At 39.2% G+C, this 23,893-nt stretch carries 21 protein-coding genes; 14 read left to right on the forward strand and 7 right to left on the reverse strand.

Features of this window, described 5'->3' with window-relative positions; translation table 11 throughout:
• Nucleotides 1-315: 315 nt before the first annotated feature.
• Together ushA and CWB76_RS11735 are read right to left on the reverse strand one after the other, a co-directional pair.
• The gene (ushA, locus tag CWB76_RS11730; RefSeq protein WP_138607788.1) at nt 316-1,935 is read right to left on the reverse strand and encodes a bifunctional UDP-sugar hydrolase/5'-nucleotidase UshA; all 1,620 of its coding nucleotides are present in this window, start codon (nt 1,933-1,935) and stop codon (nt 316-318) included.
• An 80-nt stretch (nt 1,936-2,015) separates the two neighbouring features.
• Nucleotides 2,016-2,207 (reverse strand): hypothetical protein, encoded by a 192-nt coding sequence (locus CWB76_RS11735; protein ID WP_138607790.1) that lies wholly within the window; start codon nt 2,205-2,207, stop codon nt 2,016-2,018.
• Nucleotides 2,208-2,547: 340 nt separating this feature from the next.
• Between CWB76_RS11735 and CWB76_RS11740 the strand changes: the two genes are divergently transcribed.
• Nucleotides 2,548-3,291 carry a peptidylprolyl isomerase gene (locus tag CWB76_RS11740; RefSeq protein WP_138607792.1) on the forward strand — a complete coding sequence of 248 codons (744 nt, stop codon included), beginning with the start codon at nt 2,548-2,550 and terminating at the stop codon, nt 3,289-3,291.
• 44 nt (nt 3,292-3,335) lie between these two features.
• Here CWB76_RS11740 and CWB76_RS11745 read toward each other — a convergent pair whose 3' ends face one another.
• Nucleotides 3,336-3,755 (reverse strand): MAPEG family protein, encoded by a 420-nt coding sequence (locus CWB76_RS11745; RefSeq protein WP_138607794.1) that lies wholly within the window; start codon nt 3,753-3,755, stop codon nt 3,336-3,338.
• A 155-nt stretch (nt 3,756-3,910) separates the two neighbouring features.
• Here CWB76_RS11745 and CWB76_RS11750 point away from each other — a divergent pair, with 155 nt between their 5' ends.
• Both CWB76_RS11750 and CWB76_RS11755 read left to right on the forward strand, forming a co-directional pair.
• Nucleotides 3,911-6,793: an insulinase family protein gene (locus CWB76_RS11750; RefSeq protein ID WP_138607797.1), complete on the forward strand. Its 2,883-nt coding sequence runs from the start codon at nt 3,911-3,913 to the stop codon at nt 6,791-6,793.
• Between the two features lie 57 nt (nt 6,794-6,850).
• A complete protein-coding gene (locus CWB76_RS11755; RefSeq protein ID WP_502704763.1) occupies nt 6,851-7,393 on the forward strand; it encodes a GNAT family N-acetyltransferase in 543 nt (180 codons plus the stop codon).
• On the opposite strand, the gene CWB76_RS11760 is transcribed toward CWB76_RS11755, so the two are convergent.
• From CWB76_RS11760 to CWB76_RS11770, 3 genes are read right to left on the reverse strand one after another with little or no spacing between them, the layout of a single operon-like run.
• Complete coding sequence (locus CWB76_RS11760; protein WP_138607799.1) at nt 7,380-7,997, reverse strand: PqiC family protein; 618 nt, start codon at nt 7,995-7,997, stop codon at nt 7,380-7,382. The two genes, CWB76_RS11755 and CWB76_RS11760, sit on opposite strands and share 14 nt — an antisense overlap.
• Nucleotides 7,997-9,652 carry an intermembrane transport protein PqiB gene (gene pqiB / locus CWB76_RS11765; RefSeq protein WP_138607800.1) on the reverse strand — a complete coding sequence of 552 codons (1,656 nt, stop codon included), beginning with the start codon at nt 9,650-9,652 and terminating at the stop codon, nt 7,997-7,999. The genes CWB76_RS11760 and pqiB overlap by 1 nt, the downstream gene beginning before the upstream one ends.
• The gene (locus CWB76_RS11770; RefSeq protein ID WP_138607802.1) at nt 9,649-10,878 is read right to left on the reverse strand and encodes a paraquat-inducible protein A; all 1,230 of its coding nucleotides are present in this window, start codon (nt 10,876-10,878) and stop codon (nt 9,649-9,651) included. The genes pqiB and CWB76_RS11770 overlap by 4 nt, the downstream gene beginning before the upstream one ends.
• A 140-nt stretch (nt 10,879-11,018) precedes the next feature.
• On the opposite strand from CWB76_RS11770, the gene CWB76_RS11775 reads away from it, so the two are divergent.
• Nucleotides 11,019-11,789, forward strand: a complete 771-nt coding sequence (locus CWB76_RS11775) for a substrate-binding periplasmic protein (RefSeq protein WP_010389019.1) — start codon at nt 11,019-11,021, stop codon at nt 11,787-11,789.
• Between the two features lie 3 nt (nt 11,790-11,792).
• Here the strand turns inward: CWB76_RS11775 and CWB76_RS11780 are convergent, their stop codons facing one another.
• Complete coding sequence (locus CWB76_RS11780; protein WP_138607804.1) at nt 11,793-12,602, reverse strand: acyl-CoA thioesterase; 810 nt, start codon at nt 12,600-12,602, stop codon at nt 11,793-11,795.
• A gap of 239 nt (nt 12,603-12,841) precedes the next feature.
• Here CWB76_RS11780 and dnaK point away from each other — a divergent pair, with 239 nt between their 5' ends.
• From dnaK to CWB76_RS11830, 10 genes are all read left to right on the forward strand, one after another.
• Entirely contained in the window at nt 12,842-14,761 is a 1,920-nt protein-coding gene (dnaK, locus tag CWB76_RS11785; protein ID WP_138607806.1) for a molecular chaperone DnaK, read from the forward strand.
• 215 nt (nt 14,762-14,976) lie between these two features.
• Nucleotides 14,977-16,116, forward strand: coding sequence for a molecular chaperone DnaJ (gene dnaJ, locus CWB76_RS11790; protein WP_138608032.1), 1,140 nt, complete (start codon nt 14,977-14,979; stop codon nt 16,114-16,116).
• Between the two features lie 101 nt (nt 16,117-16,217).
• Nucleotides 16,218-16,679, forward strand: coding sequence for a Cys-tRNA(Pro) deacylase (gene ybaK, locus CWB76_RS11795; RefSeq protein WP_138607808.1), 462 nt, complete (start codon nt 16,218-16,220; stop codon nt 16,677-16,679).
• A gap of 149 nt (nt 16,680-16,828) precedes the next feature.
• Nucleotides 16,829-17,197: a response regulator gene (locus CWB76_RS11800; RefSeq protein ID WP_138607810.1), complete on the forward strand. Its 369-nt coding sequence runs from the start codon at nt 16,829-16,831 to the stop codon at nt 17,195-17,197.
• A 132-nt stretch (nt 17,198-17,329) separates the two neighbouring features.
• Nucleotides 17,330-17,581 carry a hypothetical protein gene (locus CWB76_RS20295; protein WP_138607811.1) on the forward strand — a complete coding sequence of 84 codons (252 nt, stop codon included), beginning with the start codon at nt 17,330-17,332 and terminating at the stop codon, nt 17,579-17,581.
• A gap of 160 nt (nt 17,582-17,741) precedes the next feature.
• Nucleotides 17,742-18,005 carry a CBU_0592 family membrane protein gene (locus tag CWB76_RS11810; RefSeq protein ID WP_010389010.1) on the forward strand — a complete coding sequence of 88 codons (264 nt, stop codon included), beginning with the start codon at nt 17,742-17,744 and terminating at the stop codon, nt 18,003-18,005.
• Nucleotides 18,006-18,178: 173 nt separating this feature from the next.
• Entirely contained in the window at nt 18,179-19,909 is a 1,731-nt protein-coding gene (locus tag CWB76_RS11815; RefSeq protein ID WP_138607813.1) for a sensor histidine kinase, read from the forward strand.
• The gene (locus tag CWB76_RS11820) at nt 19,902-21,269 is read left to right on the forward strand and encodes a sigma-54-dependent transcriptional regulator (RefSeq protein WP_138607815.1); all 1,368 of its coding nucleotides are present in this window, start codon (nt 19,902-19,904) and stop codon (nt 21,267-21,269) included. The genes CWB76_RS11815 and CWB76_RS11820 overlap by 8 nt, the downstream gene beginning before the upstream one ends.
• Before the next feature lie 174 nt (nt 21,270-21,443).
• Nucleotides 21,444-22,400, forward strand: coding sequence for a porin (locus CWB76_RS11825; RefSeq protein ID WP_138607817.1), 957 nt, complete (start codon nt 21,444-21,446; stop codon nt 22,398-22,400).
• Nucleotides 22,401-22,411: 11 nt separating this feature from the next.
• Nucleotides 22,412-23,887 carry an SLC13 family permease gene (locus tag CWB76_RS11830; RefSeq protein WP_138607819.1) on the forward strand — a complete coding sequence of 492 codons (1,476 nt, stop codon included), beginning with the start codon at nt 22,412-22,414 and terminating at the stop codon, nt 23,885-23,887.
• The last annotated feature ends 6 nt before the right edge of the window (nt 23,888-23,893 follow it).

The following is a 23,893-nucleotide window of genomic DNA, read 5'->3' on the forward strand; positions in this document are numbered from 1 at the left end:
TTGCAGCAGTCTGTTTGGTATTTAGGCAAGGCAGAGCCTATGTGGTGTGGTTATTCCCCATAAATAGGCGATAACGCTGCATCAATGCCAAACAGAAGCTGCCCGAAGGTTCTGCCTAGGGGCAATTAACTCTTTGTTGCTCGGTTTTTACTTAGCCCACTAGGTTACAAACCTCGCGCCGCGATTAAATTGCCCCTAGTTTGAACAAATATTAATCCGCAAAGGTCAACAGACCCTAGCTTTGCTATCACATAAACCTTAATGAAGAGTGCCATTAGCATTTTAATGACACTCATTATTGTTCACACTAGATTACTACTTAGGTGCAAATTCACGTGCATCAACAGGGCTATGCTCAGTAAAAAACCGTTTTAAAGCTTGCGAGTCAGTTTCATCGGTGCTTACAAACCCGGCCATTTTTGTGATTTTTGGATAATTATCGCCACCTGAGGCGTTATATTCATTAATACTCATGCGGTATGTTTTGTTTATATCAAGTGGCTTGCCGGAGATAAATACGTTAGTTACCTGCCCAGCTTTTAATTCAAATGCTAAGTTATGATATTGCATGTAAGCACCAGAGTCTGGTGGGAAGCGTGTCACGACATTTAAATAGGTTAAGATTTCACTGCCTTGAAAGTCGATATAGGCGACACGGTTTTTGAAAGGTTGTACTTTAAGTATATCTTTATAACTCACGTCACCCGCATTAATACTATCGCGAACACCGCCACCACTGATAATACCAAAATCGGCACCTACAGTGTTCATTTGTGCTTGGATAATAACGCGCGCAAGGTTTGTTTGCTCAAAGCGTACTTTGTTACGATCTCCCTCAAGTCTGTCATTGACGAAGCCAATTTTCCCCTCAATTTGCTTAGCCCCCTTTTGTTGGTATGCTGCCAAAAAGGTCTGTAATGCAGAGTCAGGTTTAATGTAATCTGCAGCTAGAACGGCTTTTATGCTGCCGTCTGGTTGCTTTTTATCGACATATAAATTAACGGGTAATAATTGGTAACTCAGTAGAGATAATTGGCCGTTTTCTAATTTAAATTCTGCTTTGCCCACATACTTACCCCATTCGTGGGCTTGCATTATCCATGTCCCATTTTGCTGATCTGGTTTACAGGCTAAACCCGGTTTAAAGTTCTCATCAGTAACATTTTTAGCAGCCATACACACTGGCTCTTGAGAGTGTCCACCAATAATCATATCAAGGGCATTTTTATCTAAAGAGCGAGCAAGTGTGACATCACCAGGGGCATTGATCCCATTTTTAGCATCTGCATAGTGGCCCATATGTGTTACTGCAATGGTAATGTCCGGGTTATATTTTGCTCTTAGCTTTTGGGTGAGTGAGGCAGTTACTTTAACCGGATCTTTAAAATCCAAATGGCCAATGTATTGTGGGTTACCAATTTTTGCGGTATCCGTTGTTGTTAAGCCAATAACGGCAATGGTTAAGTTCCCTTTATTAAATATTTTATAGCGCTCAAAAACTGTTTCGTTAGTTTGTTTATCGAAAATGTTGGCCGATAAAAGAGGAAAGTTAGCCCATTTTTGTTGCTGGTTTAATACACTTATTGGGTTATCAAACTCATGGTTTCCCAGAGCCATTGCATCATAGCCGATTTTCGACATACCTTTAAAATCGGGCTCAGCAAATTGTAGGTCTGACTCCGGAATACCAGTGTTTATATCACCGCCTGATAACAATAACACCTGATGTCCCTGTGTCTTTGCTTCTGCTCTTAACTGGTCAATTAGGGTCTTACGGGCTGCCATGCCATATTCGCCTTTTTCATTATGCCAAAAGCGACCATGGTTATCATTGGTATGAAGAACTGTTAAATACTGTGCTGCAGGTTTATTGACAGAATCGCTAGCACAGCCAGATAAACCAAGAAAAAAAACAAGAAAAAAAAGAGTACGCATAAGATACCTATCGATGAATTAAAGCTCTATCTAGTAGGTGGTTAGTGTAAACTAGTTCGAGTTTAAAAAAACGCACTTCTTTATATTTTTTCAGCCTGTGTGGTTTCACGCTGCAGCTCTACAACCCTGTTTCTTCGAGCAAGTTCATCTCGTGCATATTGAGATTTTTGATGATTAACATCAATCATCCATTTCAAAAAGCTCACGGGCAATTGGGTGTATGGCTCACCTTTATGTAATCCAAAATCACAAATAGTCGTGTTATTAGTCATTTCATGTACTCCTATCACTGTGTTAGGGCCTAATGACCTTTAAATGGCAACAGTCCCTGATTGATAATAACAAAAAAAGAGTGATTGATAAGGGGCTTTTTAAATACCTTGCAAGGTTTAAAATTAATTAAAAAGAGTAACCGTAATGTACACCAGGCACACAGGCAATTAATTATCCATAACGTGTTTAAAATAAAAATGTAAACAGTTGTAACTGCGATGTAATTAACTTGCTATGAATTGTAGCGTTAAATACTTATATATCGATTTACAAAATAAATAGCACTATTCTATGATGCATAAAATATTAATTCTAATGACAATAAAAATAGGAAAAATAATGAAGAAGCTTATCTTAGCGTCAATTTTAACTGCAACAAGTTTTTCAAGCACTGCAACTATAGTCGAAATGCAAACGAGCCAGGGAACGATACAAATTAACTTGTTTGATCAACAAACTCCTAAAACAGTAGAAAATTTCCTAAGTTATGTTGATGATGCTGCATATAATCAAACGGTAATACATCGCTCTATTGATAAGTTTATCATTCAAGGAGGGGGGTTTACTTTTTCTGATAAAATGGATCCAATTACAACCAAACCTTCGGTTATTAACGAACCTATTTATTCAAATGTTAAAGGCACCATTGCTATGGCAAAACAGGGCGGTAATGAAAACAGCGCTACCAGCCAATGGTTTTTTAACATGAGTGATAACAGCCAAAACTTAGATTTACAAAATGGTGGTTTTACCGTGTTTGGACAAGTCACTGCGCAAAGTCAAGAAACCTTAAATAAAATTGCTGCCTTAGTCCATTGTTCAGAGGTACCATTAGTTGGTATTACTCAAGCCCAATGTTCAGATGAAAATTTAGTTATTAGTAATCAAAACTTGGTATCAATTCAAAGTGTGGTTGTGCTTGATGATGATCCTAATTCAGCACAAAACTTGACACCTAAAGAAAATACATTAATTGATAACGTAGAAGTTACACCACCAAAAACTTCAGACTCTAGTGGTAGTGTAGCGTGGTTATTAGGTGCACTACTGCTAGTAGCACCTCGATTAAAACGTACAAAATAAACTTATAAAAAATAACGGCGAATTGTTAAATTCGCCGTTATTTTTTAGTGGTAAAGTACACCCAGCACTAGCAAAATCCACATTACAAACACAGATAAGCAGCCTAGTAAAAACACTCTAAAACGGGCTCTTAAATGATTACTACCCAGGTGAATGATGCTGTGAATAATTCGTGTAGCGACAAATAAACAGGCAAGTACTGCAATACTGACACTCGCCATATTAAGCTGTAAAGCAAGTAAACATCCCGCATAAAAAAGCACAGGTATTTCGAATTGGTTGCTAAAGTTACGATCAGCAACTCTGACATAATCGCCCGCATTATCAAGGCGCATAGCGGCAAAATCATTTAACTGTATCTGTTTATTTTTGGCCGCTGCAAAACGACGTTTTCCCATAATCACCATAACAACTAATGAAAGTGTTACCTGCACAAACATGGCCATTATTATTATCTTTTCCATAACTTACCTTATTGATTATTTGATTACTATTCACAATGTGTTACACAATTAAGTACTAATTAGTAGCATAGTATTACTTGATGATGGTAGTTTATTCCTGATTTAGTATTTTTGTAACACTAAACACGTATTTAACAGCAATGGATATAATTAAAATGAGACACGTCATCGGCTTAAGTGCAATTGCACTGGCAATATTAAGCGGTTGTTCGAATACCGCCACTCTTTCTCAATCTTCACAAACATCACTGTTGTCACCAACGCTCGTTGTTAGCCCTAATGATAACCGTGAATATAAAACCTTGAAACTTGCTAACGATATTGAAGTGATTTTAGTCTCTGATCCAAGCGCTGAAAAATCTGCTGCTTCACTGAGTGTAGGTGTAGGTCTGTTACATGACCCAATGAGCCAACAAGGTATGGCGCATTACCTAGAACATATGTTGTTTTTAGGCACTGAACGATACCCTGATACCAAAGGGTACTCCGATTTTATGACTAAAAATGGTGGTGCGCATAATGCTTATACTTGGCTCGATATTACCAACTACATGTTTAAAATTAATAACGATGCGTTTGAAGAAGGCTTAGACCGCTTTTCAGACTTTTTTAAAGCCCCTAAGCTTTACCCAGAATACACAGAAAAAGAAAAAAACGCAGTGAATGCTGAGTGGTCAATGCGTCGTGAAATGGACTTTTTTGGCCAATTTAAATTAGCACGTAAAATGATGGGGGAACACCCAGCTAACCGATTCTTAATTGGTAACCTTGAAACACTAGGTGACAAAGCGGATAGTTCTTTACACAAAGAAACGGTTGATTTTTATAATAAATATTATTCATCAAATATTATGAAAGTGGCGCTGATTTCTAATTTACCGATTGCAGAAATGCAGAAAAAAGCACAAAAATACTTTGCTGACATTGAAAATAAAAATATTGAAAAACCTCGCGTTACTGCGAGCTTAGATTTTGATAATGCCGGTGGAAAACGTGTTTTTTACTCACCAAATGAAGACGTTAAACAACTACAGCTCGATTTCACAATTGCTAATAATCAAACTGAATTTGCAGTAAAACCTAATCGCTTTGTTGCTTATTTACTAAGTAATGAAATGCCAGGTAGTCCAGCACAATTATTACGTGATAAAGGGTGGGTATCGCAGTTATCCGCTTCGGCCTCTCCAAATCAATATGGCAACTACGGTTCTTTGAACGTGAATATAGAGCTGACTGATGAAGGTATGAAAAACCGCGAGTCAATTGTTGCGACAATTATGCAATACATTGACTTGATTAAGCGTGAGGGCGTTAATAGTAAATACTTTAATGAAATTCGCACCTCTTTAAACAATCAGTTTAAATTTTTAGAAAAGGGCGATGAGTTTAACTACGTTAGTGCGTTGACTCAAAGCATGCAAGATTACCCGTTAAATCATGCGATAAACGCACCGTACTACTATGCTCAATTTGATGCTGATGCGGTGAACAATGTACTTAAGCAACTTAATGCCGATACACTTCGCATCTGGTATATTTCTCAACAGGAAGATACAGATTCTGAGCTGCATTTTTACGATGGCAAATATAAAATTAATGATATTAGCGATGCAGAAATTGCCAGCTGGGAAAAACCAAGTGATTTTAATTTAGCATTGCCAAGTGTTAACAATTTACTGCCAGAGAGTTTTGCAATTAAAACGCAAGCCTTTAAAGAGCAGAAGCATCCTGAGCTTAGCTACGATAAAAACGGCGTAAAAATTTGGCGCCAAGCAAGTCAGCAGTTTGCAGAGCAACCCAAGGGATTAGTTGAGGTGTATATCAATACGCAAACAGGTTTGCATGATATTAACTCAACCGTACTTTATTCTGTTTGGGCTGATCTGTATAACACTCAATTAAGTCAGTTACGAACTGAAGCTGCCGTTGCTGGTATGAACGTTAATTTAAGCTCAAGTAATGGGTTGGTGCTATCGTTAAGTGGTTTTACCGATAAACAAGATATTTTACTTAAACAAGCGTTAGCTGGGTTTGATGCTGAAATTTCAGCACAAGCGTTTAATCAAGCGATTGACCGTTATCAGCGAGATTTACTGAATCAACAAAAACAGTTCCCGTATGCACAAGCATTTGGTGAGTATTCTAAGCTGACTCGTACTGGTAGTTTTGATACAGAAGCGCTAATTAAGGCTGCAAAAACATTAACGCTTGCTGATTTACACACTTTAAAGCAAAGCACCTTAGCAAATAATAACTTACGTGTATTTAGCTACGGTAACTACAACCAAAAAGACATTGATGCTATTGCTGCTGAGTTAGCGGCTATCTTACCAAGCACACATACTCAAACGGAGTTTGCACGCAGTAAAGCGTGGTTACCGCAACCGGGTGAAGCGCGTGTGTTGCACAAAGATATTGATGTAGCCGATGTAGCGGTGGTCGATATGACCATTCACCCAATACCTGGTTACAAACAAAAAGCTCAGGCAGCAGTATTGCAAGGTCACTTTAGAACAATCGCCTTTGATAAAATGCGTACTGAAGAGCAACTTGCTTATGCAGTAGGCGCATTAGCGCGTCCCATTGAAGATTACTCAGGTATTGGTTTATTTATCCAAACACCGGTGAAAGGGCCTAAAGACATTCAAGTGCGCTTTGACAAGTTTAAAAAAGAGTACGCTTCTGAGCTTAATGCCATGAGTGAGGAAACATTTGCACAGCTTAAAAATGCAACTTTGGTTTCGTTAAAAGAACAGCCAAAGAATTTAAGCGACGAAATGAGTCCATTGATTAACGATTGGTATCGTGAAAACTTTGATTTTGATTCAAGACAAAAATTAATTGCAGAGGTGGAAAAAGTCACCCTTGCTGATATTAAAGATTACTACCAGCAAACAATGTTAAACCCAAAAGCAGCACGTTTAAATGTGCAGCTACGCGGTACTAAGTTTAGTGATAGCGAGTTTGCTGATTTGCCAAATCAAACTAAAGTGACGAGTTTAGATGATTACTACAGCGATATAAAATTGCAAAAGTAAGTTTGAAATTACTCTAAAACCAAAAAACCCAGTCATTGTTGATTGGGTTTTGTTTTAATGTCGTTAAATTATAGTATTGAACTCCAAGGAGTTATTTTGAATATTGCTTTTAGAACTGAACGTTTACTCTTACGCTTCGCACAAATAGCAGATGCGGCGGAGTTACTTAAGTTAGTTAATCAGGCCAACTTTATTAAATACATTGGTGATAAAGGTATTTATACCCTAGACGACGCTAAAAAATACATCAAAGACAGCTTTATAGCTGCCCATAAAGAGCACGGTTTTGGGCCTTATATGATCACACTCCATGATGAAACTGTGGTTGGTATTGTTGGTTTTTATCAGCGAGCGACTATGCAACATCCCGATTTAGGGTTTGCGTTAAAAGTCGGCTTTGAAAAAAAGGGATATATTTTTGAAGCAGCTACAATACTTTTATATAACAGGCATAAATTAGGTATAAAAGATGTATGCGCAATTACTTCAACGGCTAATTTAGGATCTCAAAATGTACTATATAAACTGGGTTTTACTGAGGTGGGTAAGGCAGTAATCAATGCTGATAAAACCACCATCAAAGTGTTTATTTATGATTGAGTCTTGTTTTTTCAATTGTGTTCGCCACATTTGAATTTATCTCTAGCCACATTTTTTCAAGGGTCGCGACTAATGAATTGTAGCCATCGTCATCTATTGGCATAACATTTGAGAAGTTATGAATGCTTATTAAACGTCTGCCTGATTCTGGGTAGGTATAGTACAAACGCCATAACCCTGAGATATCTGCGTTACCTTGCAGATCGCCGTTAAAGTGATGTAATTCATATTCTATTTCATAAAATATTTGTTGTTGTTGGTCGGTAATGACCGGCAATCCTTTTATAACCATCCAGTTGCTCATGGCATTAAATAATGTTTGTTGCGCAGTTGTTGTAAGCATTACATCCGGCGATTCGCCCCACAAGTGATAATTAGCAGCATGAACTTGATTATTATCTACTTTCATAGAAATACCACGGTTATTCAATGCCCCCCTTAAGGTAACTGTGTGCACCCTGAGTTGTGCTTTTGTATTTTGCACATTTCGCGAAGAGTCAGTTATGGGTTGTTCAAATTGGTAATATTGAGTTGCAGTTTGAATAGCCGAACTACAACCACTGATAAAGAGAACACTTGTTAAAAGTAAAAATAGTGCTTTCATTATTGTTTCCTCGGTTGCGGGTCACTAGGCAGTGACTTATCAAAAATGAGCATGTTAGGCTGTTCGTTTAAACCACGAGTAAGTGGTTGGAATTCTTCAGATAAACGTTTAATTTGCAGCAGTGTTTGTTCAAGCTGGTGGTGCATTTGTGAGCCTGCTTGATAGCTTGCCATGGTTTTATCGAATTGACGCATGGTTATTTCAAACTGTTCCATGCTTTTGGTTATTTTTTCGAGATTACGATTAAAGTCACCGGGTAAATTTTGGGTGTCAGGTTTACTTAATAATGTGCGCATTTCACTGGCCAACGCTTGATACTCGCTGAAAGTTGTTTGCATTTTTGCCAAGCTGTCTTCAATTTTTAAATTATTTACCTTATTCAGTACATCAGACACTTGGTCAGCAAGCACGGTTATACCGCTCGATACACTAGGAAATACATCATATTGAGCAAGCTTTTTAAGTTCGCTTTTAGGGGTGTCGGTATAAAAGTCAAAATCAACATAAACTGCACCGGTTAACAAATTTCCTGGCTTTAATGATGCCCTCATACCATTTTTTATCCACTCGATTATGCTTGATTTCCAATACTCTTTAGCTAAGGCGTTGTTGTGGTATAAACGTCCATATTCGACTTTTATTAATACCGGAACCGCAGTGTTTTTAGCGCGAAAATGGGCGGGCTTACCATCTATAATTACATTGGCGGGTGCTTCAACCACAGTACCTACGCGTGTACCGCGATACTCTACTGGGGCACCTACACGTAACCCTCGAATAGATTGTTCAAATTCAATAAGGTAATAATCAAAATCATAAAAGCGCTCTTCTAGAGCTTGTTTGTAACTTTGGCTTAAAGAAAAGCTATGGCCGTCTTGCGCTAAATCGCCAGGAGCCTGCTGCTCAGGTAGTCCGACAGAGATCCCCCCTTTCAATAATTTGCTTAAAGAACCAGTGTTAATGTTGATACCATCTGCGGAAAGATCTATTTCTATACCTGAGTTAACCCAAAAAATAGAGTTTAAGGTGATCAAGTTCTCATAGGGGGCTTTAATAAAAATACCGTATTGCATTGCTTGGTTTTTCCAATCAAAAGTAGCGGTTTCTATTTGGCCTATTTTATAGTTTTTAAAAAATATGCCAGTACTGACATCAAGTACTTCTGCATTGTAACTGAGTAACTTAAAACGGCCACCTTGAACATCTTTGCCTATTAATGCGGGTTCCTCTTGAAGTTTAAACTGCTTCTTTAGTTGTTTACTTTCGCCTGGCGAAAACTCTAAATAAACGCCTGAGAGCAAAGTGCTCATGCCACTAATGCCTGTTTCATCTATACGAGGTTTTACCACCCAAATACGGGCATCTTCAGTAAGCAAGTTATCGTAGTTTTTATCTATTTGTGCCCGTGCAATAACACTGTCTTGGCTGTCAGAAAGACGGACGTGATCAATTTGTCCTATTTTAACACTACGTACTTTAATTTCTGTTTTACCGGCAACAATGCCCTCGGCTTGCGGCATAGAAATATAGATTGTTTGACCTTTATTTAATTGGTATTGATAAAGCATCCAAATACCTACCAATAAGGCAACCACGGGAATAATCCAAATCGCAGAAATACGTGTTTTTTGTGCTACGTTGGCTGTTTTAGTCATGCTTTATTCTCTGCGTTTTTATTTTTAGGTGAATCCCACAGTAAACGAGGGTCAAATGCGTGTGCTGCCATCATTTGGCATAATACCATAACAGTAAAAAAGACGATGCCTAAACCCGGTATAACCGACATCAAATTACCTAGCTGCACTAATGCAACTAATATAGCCACAACAAACACATCAATCATAGACCATTTTCCTATAAATTCAGTAAGTTGATACACTTTTGTGTAACCTTTTGTATGCAGGTTGGCGGGTTTTGTAACCATAAAACATAAAAAACTTAAAATGAGCGCTTTCGCTAATGGCACCACCACACTTGCAAAAAAGATAATCAGCGCAATTGGGTACGAGCCACTATTCCATAAAGTAATAACACCAGAAATAAGCGTGGCAGGGGTTTCATCCCCAAGGCTGATAGTGTACATAATGGGCAGTAAATTCGCGGGGATATAACAAATTACGGAGGTAACTAGCCAAGCTGCTGCTTTTTGAACGCTGTAGGGGTTTCTTAAGTAGGTTTTACTATGGCAACGAGGGCAGGTTAAATCAACACTCAATTGGTGGCAAACATGGCAGGCTTTTATATTATCGTCTATTGCACGTTCTGCGCCTGCACTACTTTGAAGCCGAGTTGTCGGGCTTACCTGCGACCACAACCTTGCACGATTTAGCCGTGTTAACGCACTAACATAAAAAATTACAAATCCCACATAGGCAAAAAAGCTGGTACCAAAACTAACCTCAGCCAATGACATTATTTTTACCATACTGACCAAAACACCAATCAAAAAGATTTCTGACATGATCCAAGGCTCAAGGGTTAAGGTAAACTTTAATAGCCTTCTGGCGAGCGCTTGTGGTAGCGCTTTGAGTACCCCTAAATGTAAAGGGATCAATATAATGAGCAAACTCATAGGCAGAATAATAATGCTGATATCAATAAACAGGCCGAGCAGGTCACTATCATAATTAAATAGAATGCGAGCAGCGTCAGGTAGGGTAATTGTTTGGGTAATACCGTTGCTACTAAAAGAAATAAACGGATAAAACATACTGCTGAGTAACATCAGCAGTGCGCTGAAGCTTAATGCGACTATTTCGGTATCATGGTTAACATTAACACCGCAAATTTTGTGGTTACAGCGAGGACACACCGCAACCTGTTTGGCATTAATGTCGGGAATATCAATGATAAGATCACAGCTTGGGCAGGCAGTTTGCAAAATGTTAGCTTATAGTTAATTCAATAATTTAAATATTGCTATAATTAATAGCTAAATACAAACACTGCGGCTAAATTACTAACAATATAATAAGAAAAGTAACCCCAACAACTGAAAATAAAAACGGATTAGGTGATAGTGTGAAAGTGGTATTTTTATTAGCCTTAGTGTGCTTATGTGGCGATAGCTTGGCATTTGTTAAAGGTATTAATCAGCAGCGAGTTACTATTGCTGCTAACCCTACAGTTGCACCTTATGTAATAAGTGAAAATGATTCAGGTATTCAGCTCGAGATTGTAAAAGCAGCACTTAGTAACCAAAATATAAATAAGGTTGATGTGCAATATATGTCAAATCAGCGTGCCGATGCTTTATTGAACCGAGGGCATGTCGATATTGCATTAAATTATTCGGGTATTTTAATTACTGGCATATATCGAAGCCAATCTGTTGTCAGTTATGAGAATGTAGTGGTGAGTCTTAAAAAGAGTAACTTCACTATTAATACGATTTACGATTTGGCCACTAAAAGCGTTTTAGCATTTCAAAACGCCCCCGCTTATTTACCAAAAGAGTTTGGCCACAACTTAGAGAACTTGAGAGGGTACGAAGAAGTACTTAATCAACAAGCGCAGATTCACCATTTAATGGCAGGCTGGGTTGATACGATTATTCTCGATAGACGCATATTCCTTTACTACTTAAAGGAATATCAAAAAACCAATGCCACAAAAGATTTTGTTATCCATGCTATTTTTCCATCTGCGGCAAGGCCTGCGTATTTTAATAATGATTTGCTGAGACAGCAGTTTGACAAAGGCTTAGCCAACATAATTCAAAGCGGTGAATATCGCACTATAATGCTTAATTTAGATAAACAATATACCCAGCGCGACTTCACTCGTTTTTAATTGTTAATCAAATAAAGCCACGGTTTGGCGGGTGAGCGCAATAAGCTCGCCCGATTGCGACCAAATACAGCCATCTTCAAGTCCGTAGCCATCTTTTGAATGATGAGTGATTGCTTCAAAGCCTAACCATTCACCCGGTGCTAAGCTAGGCGCTTGCACAAATTCTAAATACCACGACATACTACTTGCCGGTGCTGGTTGTTTAAACATTTGCAGCAAGGTTGGCGGCCATGCGTCAGTAAGGGCAATAACATGGGCTTCTGTAATTACTTCTGGCGTATGTTTAAAGCGCATCCAACCACCTAAATGAGAGGTTTCAGCACTGCTAAACGGCATGGCTCCTTGTTGAGGGCATAAATCAACATGTTGGAAAAACTCTGGCATTTGCCCGGGCACAAATCCTAAACAGTGGCGTTCGTTCACAGGGTGTAAGCTTAGCGACTTTGATACCGGTACATTAATTGATGAATTACGATTTTTAGCAAAACAGGCCTGCACAATAACGCATACTGCGTCATCTTGAATGGCTTTGGCGAGCACTTGGGTACTACTTTTCCCTTCACGTAATATTTCTACCGACAAAGAAAATGGCTTTTCAGCCAACAAAGGGCCTACAAAGTTTGTGCTTAAAGAAAGCAGTCGTCTTGATGAGTCAACTTTATTGCGCATTGCTTGATAAAGAAGCGCCGCAGAGAGACCGCCAAAAGCAGTTCGACCTTGGCACCAATTAGCAGGAAACTGCATGGTATTGATTTCTGGGCCTGTTTTCTGACTTACTTGAGAGGCGAGTTGTAATAATTGTTCAAAGTGCACAAATAATGTCCTTTTGATGTTATTTATTAAATTTATATCACACACAAACTCATCAGACCAGATAATAAAGACCCTGCTAAATAACAAAAAATGAACAATCCTTACTCTTTTTAGGGTTATTTAGTAAATAAATTAAAAAAAATGAATTTTTTTTCATTTTTACAGTTGAATTAAGTTTGTGGCATCCCTATTAACTAGTCATCGAACGTATTAACGAATTTAGAAGTTGGAGAAGATTCATGGGTAGAATTATTGGAATCGATTTAGGTACTACTAACTCTTGTGTTGCAGTACTTGATGGTGACAAAGCACGTGTTATTGAAAATGCGGAAGGCGATCGCACAACCCCGTCTATTATTGCTTACACGCAAGACGGTGAGACTTTAGTAGGTCAACCTGCAAAACGTCAAGCGGTAACTAACCCAACAAACACATTGTTCGCAATTAAGCGTTTAATTGGTCGTCGTTTTGAAGACGAAGAAGTACAACGTGATATCGGCATCATGCCTTTCAAAATTATCAAAGCTGATAATGGCGATGCATGGGTTGAAGCGGGCGGCGAAAAACGCGCTGCACCACAAATTTCTGCTGAAGTACTGAAAAAAATGAAGAAAACAGCTGAAGACTTCTTAGGTGAAGAAGTAACTGAAGCGGTAATCACAGTACCGGCATACTTTAACGATTCACAACGTCAAGCAACCAAAGATGCTGGCCGTATTGCGGGTCTTGAAGTTAAACGTATCATTAATGAGCCAACGGCAGCTGCACTTGCATACGGTATGGATAAAAACCGTGGCGAAAACGTAGTAGCGGTATATGACTTAGGTGGTGGTACTTTCGATTTATCAATTATTGAAATTGATGAAGTTGAAGGCGAGCACACATTTGAAGTTCTAGCGACTAACGGTGACACCCACTTAGGTGGTGAAGATTTCGATAACCGTGTTATCAACTACCTAGTAGCTGAATTTAAGAAAGATCAAGGTATCGATTTACAAACTGACCCACTTGCTATGCAACGTGTTAAAGAAGCAGCAGAGAAAGCAAAAATTGAGCTTTCATCAGCACAATCTACAGAAGTAAACCTTCCGTATGTAACCGCTGATGCGTCTGGTCCTAAGCATATGAACGTAAAATTAACACGTGCTAAGCTTGAGTCATTAGTTGAAGACTTAGTGACTAAGTCAATTGAACCTCTTAAGCGTGCACTTGCTGATGCAGACCTATCTGTGAACGATATCAACGATATCATTCTAGTGGGTGGTCAAACTCGTATGCCACTTGTTCAAAAAACAGTAGCAGAGTTCTTCGGTAAAGAGCCACGTAAAGACGTTAACCCTGATGAAGCAGTTGCAGTAGGTGCAGCGATTCAAGGTGGTGTACTTGCAGGCGATGTGAAAGACGTACTATTACTAGACGTATCACCATTATCTCTAGGTATTGAGACGATGGGTTCAGTAATGACGGCACTGATTGAGAAAAACACGACGATTCCTACTAAGAAATCGCAAACATTCTCAACAGCAGAAGATAACCAATCTGCGGTAACCATTCATGTGCTACAAGGTGAGCGTAAACGTTCAAGCGACAATAAATCTCTAGGTCAATTTAACCTAGAAGGTATTCGCCCAGCACAACGTGGTACACCACAAATCGAAGTAACATTCGATGTGGATGCGGATGGTATCTTACATGTATCTGCTAAAGATAAAGACACAGGTAAAGAGCAAAAAATCACCATTCAAGCGTCTTCAGGTTTAAGTGATGAAGAAGTTGAAAAAATGGTTCGCGATGCAGAAGCACATGCTGAAGACGATAAAAAGTTTGAAGAGTTAGTGGCTGCACGTAACCAAGCTGACGCACTTGTTCACGGTACACGTAAACAAGTTGAAGAAGCGGGTGATGCACTACCAAGCGAAGACAAAGAAGCAATTGAAGCGGCTGTTGTTGACCTTGAAGGAGCAATTAAGAGCGACGACAAAGCAGAAATTGAAGCTAAAACACAAGCACTTGCTGAAAAGTCTCAAAAACTAATGGAAATTGCCCAAGCTAAAGCACAACAAGCAGGTGGTGATGCCGGTGCAGAGCAACAACAGTCTGCTAAGCAAGACGACGATGTTGTTGATGCAGAGTTCGAAGAAGTTAAAGACGACAAGTAATTGTTACTAACGCTTCTCGCTAACCGAAAACACCATGACTACATTGCGTGTTTAAGTTAGGATGAACACCTGAGGCGCGTAGGCTAAAGCTTAACGCGCCTTTTGCATGTAAGAGATGTAAGTAAAGTGCTTTAAAAATTCAATGATAAATCGATATGATTTATCGGTTTGTCCAGCAGCTAGCGCTGCATATAGAAAAGAGTAGTGTGATAGATATGTCAAAACGCGATTATTACGAAGTCCTCGGCGTAAGCAAAGATGCGAGTGAGCGAGACATAAAAAAAGCGTATAAACGCTTAGCGATGAAATATCATCCAGATCGTACCGCCGGTGATAAAGACCTTGAAACCAAGTTTAAGGAAGTAAAGGAAGCCTACGAAATATTAACGGACGATCAAAAACGTCAAATGTATGACCAATATGGCCATGCAGCCTTCGAACAAGGTGGTGGCGGTGGTCACGGTGGCTTTGGCGGCGGCCAAGGTGACTTTGGTGATATTTTTGGTGACGTATTTGGTGATATTTTTGGTGGCGGCGGTGGCCGACGTCAATCTCGCCAGCAACGTGGTTCCGATTTACGTTACAACATGGACTTAAGCTTAGAAGAAGCGGTTCGTGGTAAAGACGTTGAAATTAAAGTACCGACTTGGGTTAGTTGTGACCCGTGTGACGGCAGCGGTGCCAAAGCGGGTTCTAAACCAAAAACATGTACAACCTGTCACGGTGCAGGCCAAGTACAAATGCGCCAAGGCTTTTTTGCTGTACAACAAACATGTCCAACATGTCATGGACAAGGTCAAATTATTTCAGATCCTTGTAACAAATGTCATGGTCAAGGCCGCGTAGAGAAAACCAAAACACTATCGGTAAAAATTCCAGCAGGTGTTGATACAGGTGACCGTATTCGTTTATCTGGCGAAGGTGAAGCAGGTATGCATGGCGCACCAGCAGGTGATTTGTATGTGCAAGTGTCGGTTCGTGAACATAAGATATTTGTTCGTGAAGCGAACAATTTATACTGTGAAGTGCCTATTAGCTTTACTACAGCAGGCCTTGGCGGTGAAATTGAAGTGCCAACATTAGATGGCCGTGCGAAACTTAAAATACCGTCAGAAACACAAACGGGTAAAATGTTTCGTATGCGTGGTAAAGGTGTTAAGTCTGTACGCAGTGGTGCTCAAGGTGACTTAATTTGTAAAGTGGTGATTGAGACACCAGTGAACCTTAACGAGCGTCAACGCGAGCTGCTTACTGAACTTGAAGAAAGCATGGGCAAAGATAGCTCAAAGAACCGTCCAAAAGAGCAAGGCTTTTTTGATGGTGTTAAAAAGTTTTTTGATGACCTAACTAAGTAATTATTAGGGTCAACAGAACTTAGGTAAAAACGGCGCTTCTTCAAGCGCCGTTTTTTGTTTAGTATGGTAAGTTAGCAGAAATTTATTGAGGATTTTATCAGATGACCCCAGCGATAGAACAGCTAAAAAAATCCCGAATTAAATTTGACGTACTTAGCTATGAGCACGATGTAAACAATACTAATTACGGCCTTGAAGCAGTTGAAAAGCTAAATCTTAATAGCGCTCAAGTATTTAAAACATTGGTGTTAGAAACCTCAGAACAACAACTAATTGTTGCTGTGACGCCAGTTACTCAGCAGATTAATTTGAAGCAATTGGCTAGGCTCTGCGCAGTTAAAAAAGTAATGCTGGCAGAGCCGCAAAAAGTACAGGCAAGTACAGGGTATATTTTGGGAGGCGTTAGCCCGCTTGGACAAAAAAAGCGCTTAAAAACCTACATACACTCAAGCGCATTAGACTTTGATACTATTTATGTGAGTGCCGGTAAGCGAGGGCTTGAAATTGCACTCAGTCCAGCATGCTTAGCTGGGCTTATTCAAGCTTCGTTTGGTAATTTTTAAATGCTCTATTATCAAACTTGCAAAGTGTAAATAAAACTGATTATTTGCTTCAATAGCTATAGTTAACTAATTTAGATACTACCTATAACAGTTTTTGTTAATTCAGTTTGATAAAAATTTGTTTGCACCTACTTTGGTTAATCATTCGTATGAGAATATTAGTTGTTGATGACATGCCATTAATGCGCCATGTGCTCATTAATATGTTGAGGCAGTTAGATTATAAAGACATTGTTGAAGCAACCGACGGTCAGCAAGCATTAACTATACTGCAAAATCAACTCATAGATTTGGTTATAACAGATTTACATATGCCAAAAATGGATGGTCTAAACTTACTTGATGCGATTAGAAACGATACTGAGCATGCTCAGCTTCCCGTACTTATGGTGACCTGTGAAGACAATTCTGAGACTGTAAAAAAGATAATTAATGCAAAGGTATCAGGGTTTATTATAAAGCCCTTTTGTATGAATGTACTGTCGGCTCAATTAATACGTTTAGCTAATAAAGTTTAATAACACAATATTTTTAACATAATTACCTAATCAATAATAACTCTGATCAGTAATGCTTACTCCCATCAATTTCTCTTCTATCATGTGATAGCATATACGCCTTAGTAATCGTAAAATAACCATTGAGGTAGTATGGCTAAGCCCAATAAAAAAGGGCCTACAAAAACGGTCGATATATTTTGTTCTGCGTGCAAAGCGCCTTTATTTAAATATCGTAAAGGGGGCAAAGGGGCGTTGGTAAAATGTTTTATAGAACGAATAACCCAAGATCACACTCATACTGAATGTGTATGCCCTGGCTGCGAACGACCTTTTGCACGTCCGGCGATCATAAGAGGGACTGCCGCTTATAAAATGATAGGTGGTAAAGTCACTTTTAAATAAACTGGCTATTTAATCCAACCTATCAAGAGGCGGACATAAGCCCTTGTGTGCTTTTTTTTCACTGGTAAACTTCGCTGGTTTTGCTGTTTCAATGATTGAAAAAAACCCTCCCCATGGATTGGGCCAGTCAGTTGGGTTTTAAATGGAAAAGGATAGACGTGTGATTGCACTTTTATTTGATATTGTTGGTATGAGTGGCACTTTTTTAGTGGTTGGTTCGTTTTTTTTACTGCAACTAAATAAAGTATCGCCAAAAAGTTTGACGTATAATTTAATGAATCTAAGCGGCGCTATTTTGTTGCTTATCAGTCTTTGTTATAACTTTAACTTAGCGAGCTTTGTGATTGAAATATTTTGGATTGCAGCCTCATTAATTGGTTTGTATAAGTACTTTAAAGACAAACCAGCGCTTGCAAAAGCGTAGACTAAGCTAAAACAGCATCCCTTTTGCAGGGAATTGAACCGTGAAATATTTTTTGTTTCACGGTTTTTTAGTTTCAGTACACTTGTTAACAAAAAGTTTCTTCTGCAAAGGCCTATAAATCGATACAATAGTGGCTATTAGTTATTATTAGCACCTTGGTGTTACAGGCGTTTATGTTCTCCATTCCTAAAAAAATTATTTTTGCTTGTATTCTGTTAGTGCTGTTGTTGGTGGTTACATTTTCATTTGGCCGCGCTTATGATTTAGGCCAAGCTAAAATTCAAGCTGACCAACAGGTCATTCAATTAAATAATTATATTGATAATGAACTCGCGCGCTTTGCAGCTATTCCTCAGCTCCTCACAGAAAATAATTTATTGATTCGTTTTACTAATAATGAATCACAACACTTTAATGCTATTAATAATTACTTGGCTGATATTCAACAAGCCAGCGGTGCCTCAGATGTATACATACTAGATCCCCTTGGCGACGTTATTGCAAGTAGCAACTGGCAAACCGACTATACGTTTTTAGGGAGCAACTTTGCATTTAGACCTTATTTTAAACAGGCTTTTGCTGGAGAAAAGGTCGCTTACTTTGCTCTCGGACAGCGCTCGAAAGAGCGCGGAATATACTTTTCTCAGGCTATTTACCAAGATGGCAAAGCCATTGGTGTAGTGGCACTTAAAATTAATGTCGCTAAATTTGAAAACGATCGTTCGTTATTAAATACTTCAAAAGGCAGTCATTTTTATTTGCAGCTTGCGGATAAAATTATTGCTATGTCAGATGAGCCAGCATGGCGTTTAAACACGTTTACAGAGCTGGATATTACTACACGCCGCGATATTAAACAGCGCCGTGCTTACTTAGATCATCAACCGTTACAAATAAAGCAGCAGCGCTACAAAAGTCAGGGCATTGAGCAATTTAAAATTGCTAAAGATGAATATGTTGCCGCTTCAAGGCCATTGACACACCTAAATGCAACGATGACTGTATTGGTTGATATCTCGGGCATAAATGCATTACAGGTGCCCAGATTGTTATGGCTGGTGTTGTTTTATTGGGTATTTATTTTTGTCGGATACAGCTTATTGGCACGCTTTGCCGGATATAAAAAATTACTGTACTCTCGTCATAGTTTAGAACTTGAAGTATTAGAGCGCACTCAAGCGCTTGAAAAAGCGCAAACTGCACTAGTACAGTCGGCAAAATTAGCCACAATAGGGCAATTAAGTGCGGGTATTAATCATGAAATAAACCAGCCACTGAGCGCCATAAACACCTATTTAGCAAGCGCTAAAATTTTTCTTAAAAAAGGAAAACTCAATGCATTGAGTGAAAACTTAACTATTATTGAGAATTTGGTAGAGCGGGTACATAAAATAGTGGCGCAGCTTAAACACTTTAGTAAGCCGGCGACAATGCAATTGCGACCACATCCACTGTCGGCGTTATTAAACAATGCGTTGATGATCACCCACCCGCAACTTAAACAAGACGATGTTAACGTCAGTACTCCGCAGTTTTCGCAAGAGATCACGGTGTGGGTTGATGCATTAAAATTTGAACAAGTACTGGTTAATGTGATCACCAATGCGTCACAAGCAATGAAAGGTGAGCCTAAACGAGAGCTTAGTTTCGATGTTGAGTGTTTTGAGGAGCGCGTTAAGCTTTCTATTTTAGATAGTGGTCCAGGTATTGAACACCATGTGCTGGGATCTATTTTTGAACCCTTTTACAGTACCAAGTCAAGTAATGGTTTAGGGCTGGGCTTATCAATATCAAAGCAAATTATTGATTCATTTAATGGTTACTTAACGGCGCACAATCGTCCTCAAGGCGGTGCACAGTTTATTATTAGTTTATCAAGCATAGAGGCCCCAAAAAATGATTGAAGCCGTTGTTTGTAAGCAAGTGGTTGTTATTGATGATGAGGCGATGATCCGTGATTCGTTAAATCAGCTTTTAACCCTCGAAGGGTATGAGGTGCAGTGCTTTAGTGATGCGAGTATTGCTTTAAGCCGTTTAAGTCGCAACTTTTATGGCGTTGTCCTCAGTGATATAAATATGCCGACTATGGATGGTTTAACTTTTATTGAGCAGGTAAAAGCATTCGACAGTGAACTTCCGGTAATATTTTTAACAGGTTATGCCGATGTGTCTGTGGCGGTAAAAGCGATGCAATTAGGCGCGTATGATTTATTTGAAAAACCCCTGAACGAAAATTTATTAGATTGCATTGCCAGAGCTTTAGACAAACGTGCTTTAGTTATGGAAAACAGAGCTCTGAAGCGTGCAGTTGAAAAGACCTCCGCACCCGGTGTGCGTATTTTAGGCGAGACCCTTAAAATGCAGCACATGATGAACTTACTCAATACAGTGATTGATACACCTGCAGATGTATTAATTGAAGGTGAAACTGGTACAGGTAAAGAATTGGTTGCCCGTTATTTACACGATCATAGTAACCGTTCCAGCTGTCAGTTTGTGGCTATTAACTGTGGTGCGGTGCCTGAGCAATTAATAGAAAGCGAATTGTTTGGTGCTGTTAGTGGTGCATATACTGGCGCAACACAAGATCGCAAAGGCAAGTTTGAGTTTGCGCAAGGCGGCACCGTTTTTTTAGATGAAATTGAAAGCACTCCCTTGTCACTACAAGTTAAATTACTTCGGGTGCTTGAAGAGCGAAAAGTTACCCCCGTGGGTGCAAATAAAGCCATCGAGCTTGATATTCGTATTGTCGCGGCCACCAAGGTCGATTTACTTTCGTTGGTAGAAAAAGGTGAGTTTAGAGCCGATTTATATTATCGATTGAGTTTAGTTAAAGTCAGTATTCCCGCATTAAGAGACAGAAAAGCCGATATTCCTTTGTTGTTTAAGCATTTTAGCTCTATTGCGGCCACTCGTTTTCATAAACCTTTGGGTGCGCTTAATATTGAGTTACAACAGCGCCTACTTGCGCACGACTGGCCAGGTAATGTTCGTGAATTAAGAAATCAGGCTGAACGAGCGGTATTACTTGGCCCCGATCTGGCTTTTGCACAGAGTGACTCAAGCAGTAGTGGCTCGTCGTTATCATTGGATTTAAGCCTTGTAGAAAAGGTCAGCTTTTATGAGCAGTCTTTAATTGAAGAAGCCTTAGAACTTAATCATGGCAGTATTAAAGACACCATGGCAACGTTGCAAATCGCGCGCAAAACCCTCTACGATAAAATGAGTAAATATAACCTTAATCGAGATATGTTTACCGATTAGTGGGTGGAAATGGTGATAGTAGGTATTTAAAGTGTGTGGAAATCCGCACATTTTAAAGCTTTTTATCATGGTTTTATTTTTTAAGTCACTGAAATTTATTGTTATTATCTAGTTGGTCATGTTCTTGCTCTACAGTTGTAGACAACAAGTAACATCACATAATTAGGATACATAATGAAAAATAATCTATTCCAAGGTTCAGTACTTGCTGCGTTATGCAGTGCTGCCACACTACCTGTAACAGCGTTTGCTGCAGATTACACTGTGTATGGTAAAGCCGAAGTACAAATTGCCAACACCGATACTGGCATTATGCGTTACGCAGATGAAGGCACACAAATAGATGCCCCTTTTTCGCGTATTGGTATTAAAGGTGACCATAAATTAAATGAATATTTTACTGCCGTATTTAAATACGAGGTTCAAGTAAAAGGCTTTGAACATGATGATACCAATGAGCCTTTTGCAGCACGTAATACTTACCTTGGCCTAAAAGGTGCGTTTGGTGAAGTAGTCGTAGGGCGAAATGACACGCGTTTTAAATACTCTGAAGGTAAACTCGATAACTTTAACGAAACCCAAGCTGATATTTCACAAGTTATTGCCGGACAAGATCGCTTAGGCGATACCATTACCTATACCTCTAAGTACTGGCACAATGCACAGTTTTCATTTACCTATGCGCCAAAAGATGACAACAAAGACAATGAAGCGGGATTTGCTGCAACCCTTATTTATGGTGATCGTAGTTTAAATAAAACTCCTTACTCTATTTCAATAAGCCATGTTGACTCGCTTAATAACATTAAAGCAAGTCGTATCGCAGGCGTGTATAAATTTGAAAAACTACAATTAGGTGCGTTATACCAGCACTCAGAATCAATTGATGGTAGTAAATCAGGGAATGGTTACGTGTTAAGTGCAAGCTACAAGCTCGACAAATGGGTACCTAAAGTTCAATTTGCAAAAGATGATTCAAAGCTACGTCAAGCATCAGACGCAACTCAGTGGACTACTGGTGTAGACTACATTTTTGACAAGCAAACTACCGCTTACCTTTTATATACTGACCTCGACCTAGAAGAAAATGCTGATAACAGTGTTGCACTTGGTCTTAAATATAAATTTTAAAGGCTGTTAAAATGACAAAACGTATTTTAGAAAATAACGCCAATAAAAAGCCGTTTATGCAATGGCTGTTATTGTTACTTGGTCCGTGTGTAATGTTATTGACCTGCTTAGTTGAGCCGCCAGTAGGAATGTCGGCTGCTGCATTTAAAACTGCAGGCTTAGCATTTTGGATGGCATCGTGGTGGGTAAGTGAAGTTGTGCCCATTCCTGCTACTGCATTACTTCCGTTAGTGATTTCACCTATAGTAGATATAGCGGCTATAAAAAGTGTTGCAGCTCCTTATGCGCATCCGCTGATCTTTTTATTTTTAGGCGGTTTTTTAATCTCAATTGCTATGGAACGTTGGGGATTACACAAACGAATTGCATTAAGAACTATGCTTTATGCCGGTAAAAAACCAAGCTTACAAATTTTAGCCATGATGTTAGTGACTGCATTTTTATCAATGTGGATGTCTAATACCGCTACCGCAGTAATGATGTTGCCTATTGCCTTATCTATCACTCATTTAGTTAAAAGCTCAGATCCTAGTAATGAGGGGTTTGGTAAAGCACTTTTACTATCTATTGCTTATGGCGCGAGTATTGGTGGTATTGCTACTTTAATTGGTACTCCTCCAAATGCATTAATGGCTGCGTACCTATCAGATAGCTACCAGATTGAAATTGGCTTTGCCCAGTGGATGATAGTTGGTGTGCCATTAGCACTTGGCATGTTAATCATCAGCTGGATTTGGCTAACTAAATTTACCTACAAGGTTGATGCGAATGTGCAAGCAAACAAGCGAATTGACACTAAAGCGGTATTTTCTTCGCAGCTAAAAGACCTAGGACTCATGCAACGTGCTGAAAAGGGCGTGTTGTTTGTGTTTATGTTTGCGGCTATTTGTTGGATATTTAGACCATTACTAGGTGATGTGACCGGCCTTAAAATTTCAGATACGGGTATTGCAATTGCAGCCGCATTATTATTATTTGTACTACCTGCAAATAAAGGCAGTGATGAGCGAATTTTAGATTGGGAAAGTGCAGCTAAAGTACCTTGGGGTGTGTTGCTTTTATTTGGGGGGGGCTTGACACTAGCCTCGCAAATTAAATCATCAGGATTAGCCGATTACATTGCCAACATGATTGAGGGTGTCAGTGCAATTCCTTTAGTTATGAGCATTCTTGTGGTGGTGGCACTCATTACTTTCTTAACGGAAATTACCAGTAATACGGCAACAGCCGCAGGCTTTTTACCATTATTGGGGCCTGTTGCTGAGTCTGTAACTGGCAGCCCGTTAGTGTGGGTTATTCCAGCTGCGATTGCGTGTAGTTGTGCGTTTATGATGCCAGTAGCCACACCACCCAATGCGATTGTGTTTGGCTCGGGTGAAATTAAAATGAAAGACATGATCCGTGCTGGCTTTGTGCTAAATATTGTGGCGATTGTTTTAATCACGTTAGTGACAATGACTATTGCAGCTCAGGTGTTTGGCTTTTAATAACCC

Source organism: Pseudoalteromonas sp. S1609, assembly GCF_005887255.1.
Classification (GTDB): Bacteria; Pseudomonadota; Gammaproteobacteria; order Enterobacterales; family Alteromonadaceae; genus Pseudoalteromonas.

What these genes read in the sequence shown, in the direction of transcription:
- dnaK (WP_138607806.1), top strand. Translation starts at nt 12,842, where the DNA reads ATGGGTAGAATTATTGGAATCGATTTAGGTACTACTAACTCTTGTGTT.
- pqiB (WP_138607800.1), bottom strand. Translation starts at nt 9,652, where the DNA reads ATGACTAAAACAGCCAACGTAGCACAAAAAACACGTATTTCTGCGATT.
- CWB76_RS11740 (WP_138607792.1), top strand. Translation starts at nt 2,548, where the DNA reads ATGAAGAAGCTTATCTTAGCGTCAATTTTAACTGCAACAAGTTTTTCA.
- CWB76_RS11745 (WP_138607794.1), bottom strand. Translation starts at nt 3,755, where the DNA reads ATGGAAAAGATAATAATAATGGCCATGTTTGTGCAGGTAACACTTTCA.
- dnaJ (WP_138608032.1), top strand. Translation starts at nt 14,977, where the DNA reads ATGTCAAAACGCGATTATTACGAAGTCCTCGGCGTAAGCAAAGATGCG.
- CWB76_RS11755 (WP_502704763.1), top strand. Translation starts at nt 6,851, where the DNA reads ATGTCGTTAAATTATAGTATTGAACTCCAAGGAGTTATTTTGAATATT.
- CWB76_RS11735 (WP_138607790.1), bottom strand. Translation starts at nt 2,207, where the DNA reads ATGACTAATAACACGACTATTTGTGATTTTGGATTACATAAAGGTGAG.
- CWB76_RS11815 (WP_138607813.1), top strand. Translation starts at nt 18,179, where the DNA reads ATGTTCTCCATTCCTAAAAAAATTATTTTTGCTTGTATTCTGTTAGTG.
- CWB76_RS11760 (WP_138607799.1), bottom strand. Translation starts at nt 7,997, where the DNA reads ATGAAAGCACTATTTTTACTTTTAACAAGTGTTCTCTTTATCAGTGGT.
- CWB76_RS11800 (WP_138607810.1), top strand. Translation starts at nt 16,829, where the DNA reads ATGAGAATATTAGTTGTTGATGACATGCCATTAATGCGCCATGTGCTC.
- CWB76_RS11750 (WP_138607797.1), top strand. Translation starts at nt 3,911, where the DNA reads ATGAGACACGTCATCGGCTTAAGTGCAATTGCACTGGCAATATTAAGC.
- CWB76_RS20295 (WP_138607811.1), top strand. Translation starts at nt 17,330, where the DNA reads ATGGCTAAGCCCAATAAAAAAGGGCCTACAAAAACGGTCGATATATTT.
- ybaK (WP_138607808.1), top strand. Translation starts at nt 16,218, where the DNA reads ATGACCCCAGCGATAGAACAGCTAAAAAAATCCCGAATTAAATTTGAC.
- CWB76_RS11830 (WP_138607819.1), top strand. Translation starts at nt 22,412, where the DNA reads ATGACAAAACGTATTTTAGAAAATAACGCCAATAAAAAGCCGTTTATG.
- ushA (WP_138607788.1), bottom strand. Translation starts at nt 1,935, where the DNA reads ATGCGTACTCTTTTTTTTCTTGTTTTTTTTCTTGGTTTATCTGGCTGT.
- CWB76_RS11820 (WP_138607815.1), top strand. Translation starts at nt 19,902, where the DNA reads ATGATTGAAGCCGTTGTTTGTAAGCAAGTGGTTGTTATTGATGATGAG.
- CWB76_RS11825 (WP_138607817.1), top strand. Translation starts at nt 21,444, where the DNA reads ATGAAAAATAATCTATTCCAAGGTTCAGTACTTGCTGCGTTATGCAGT.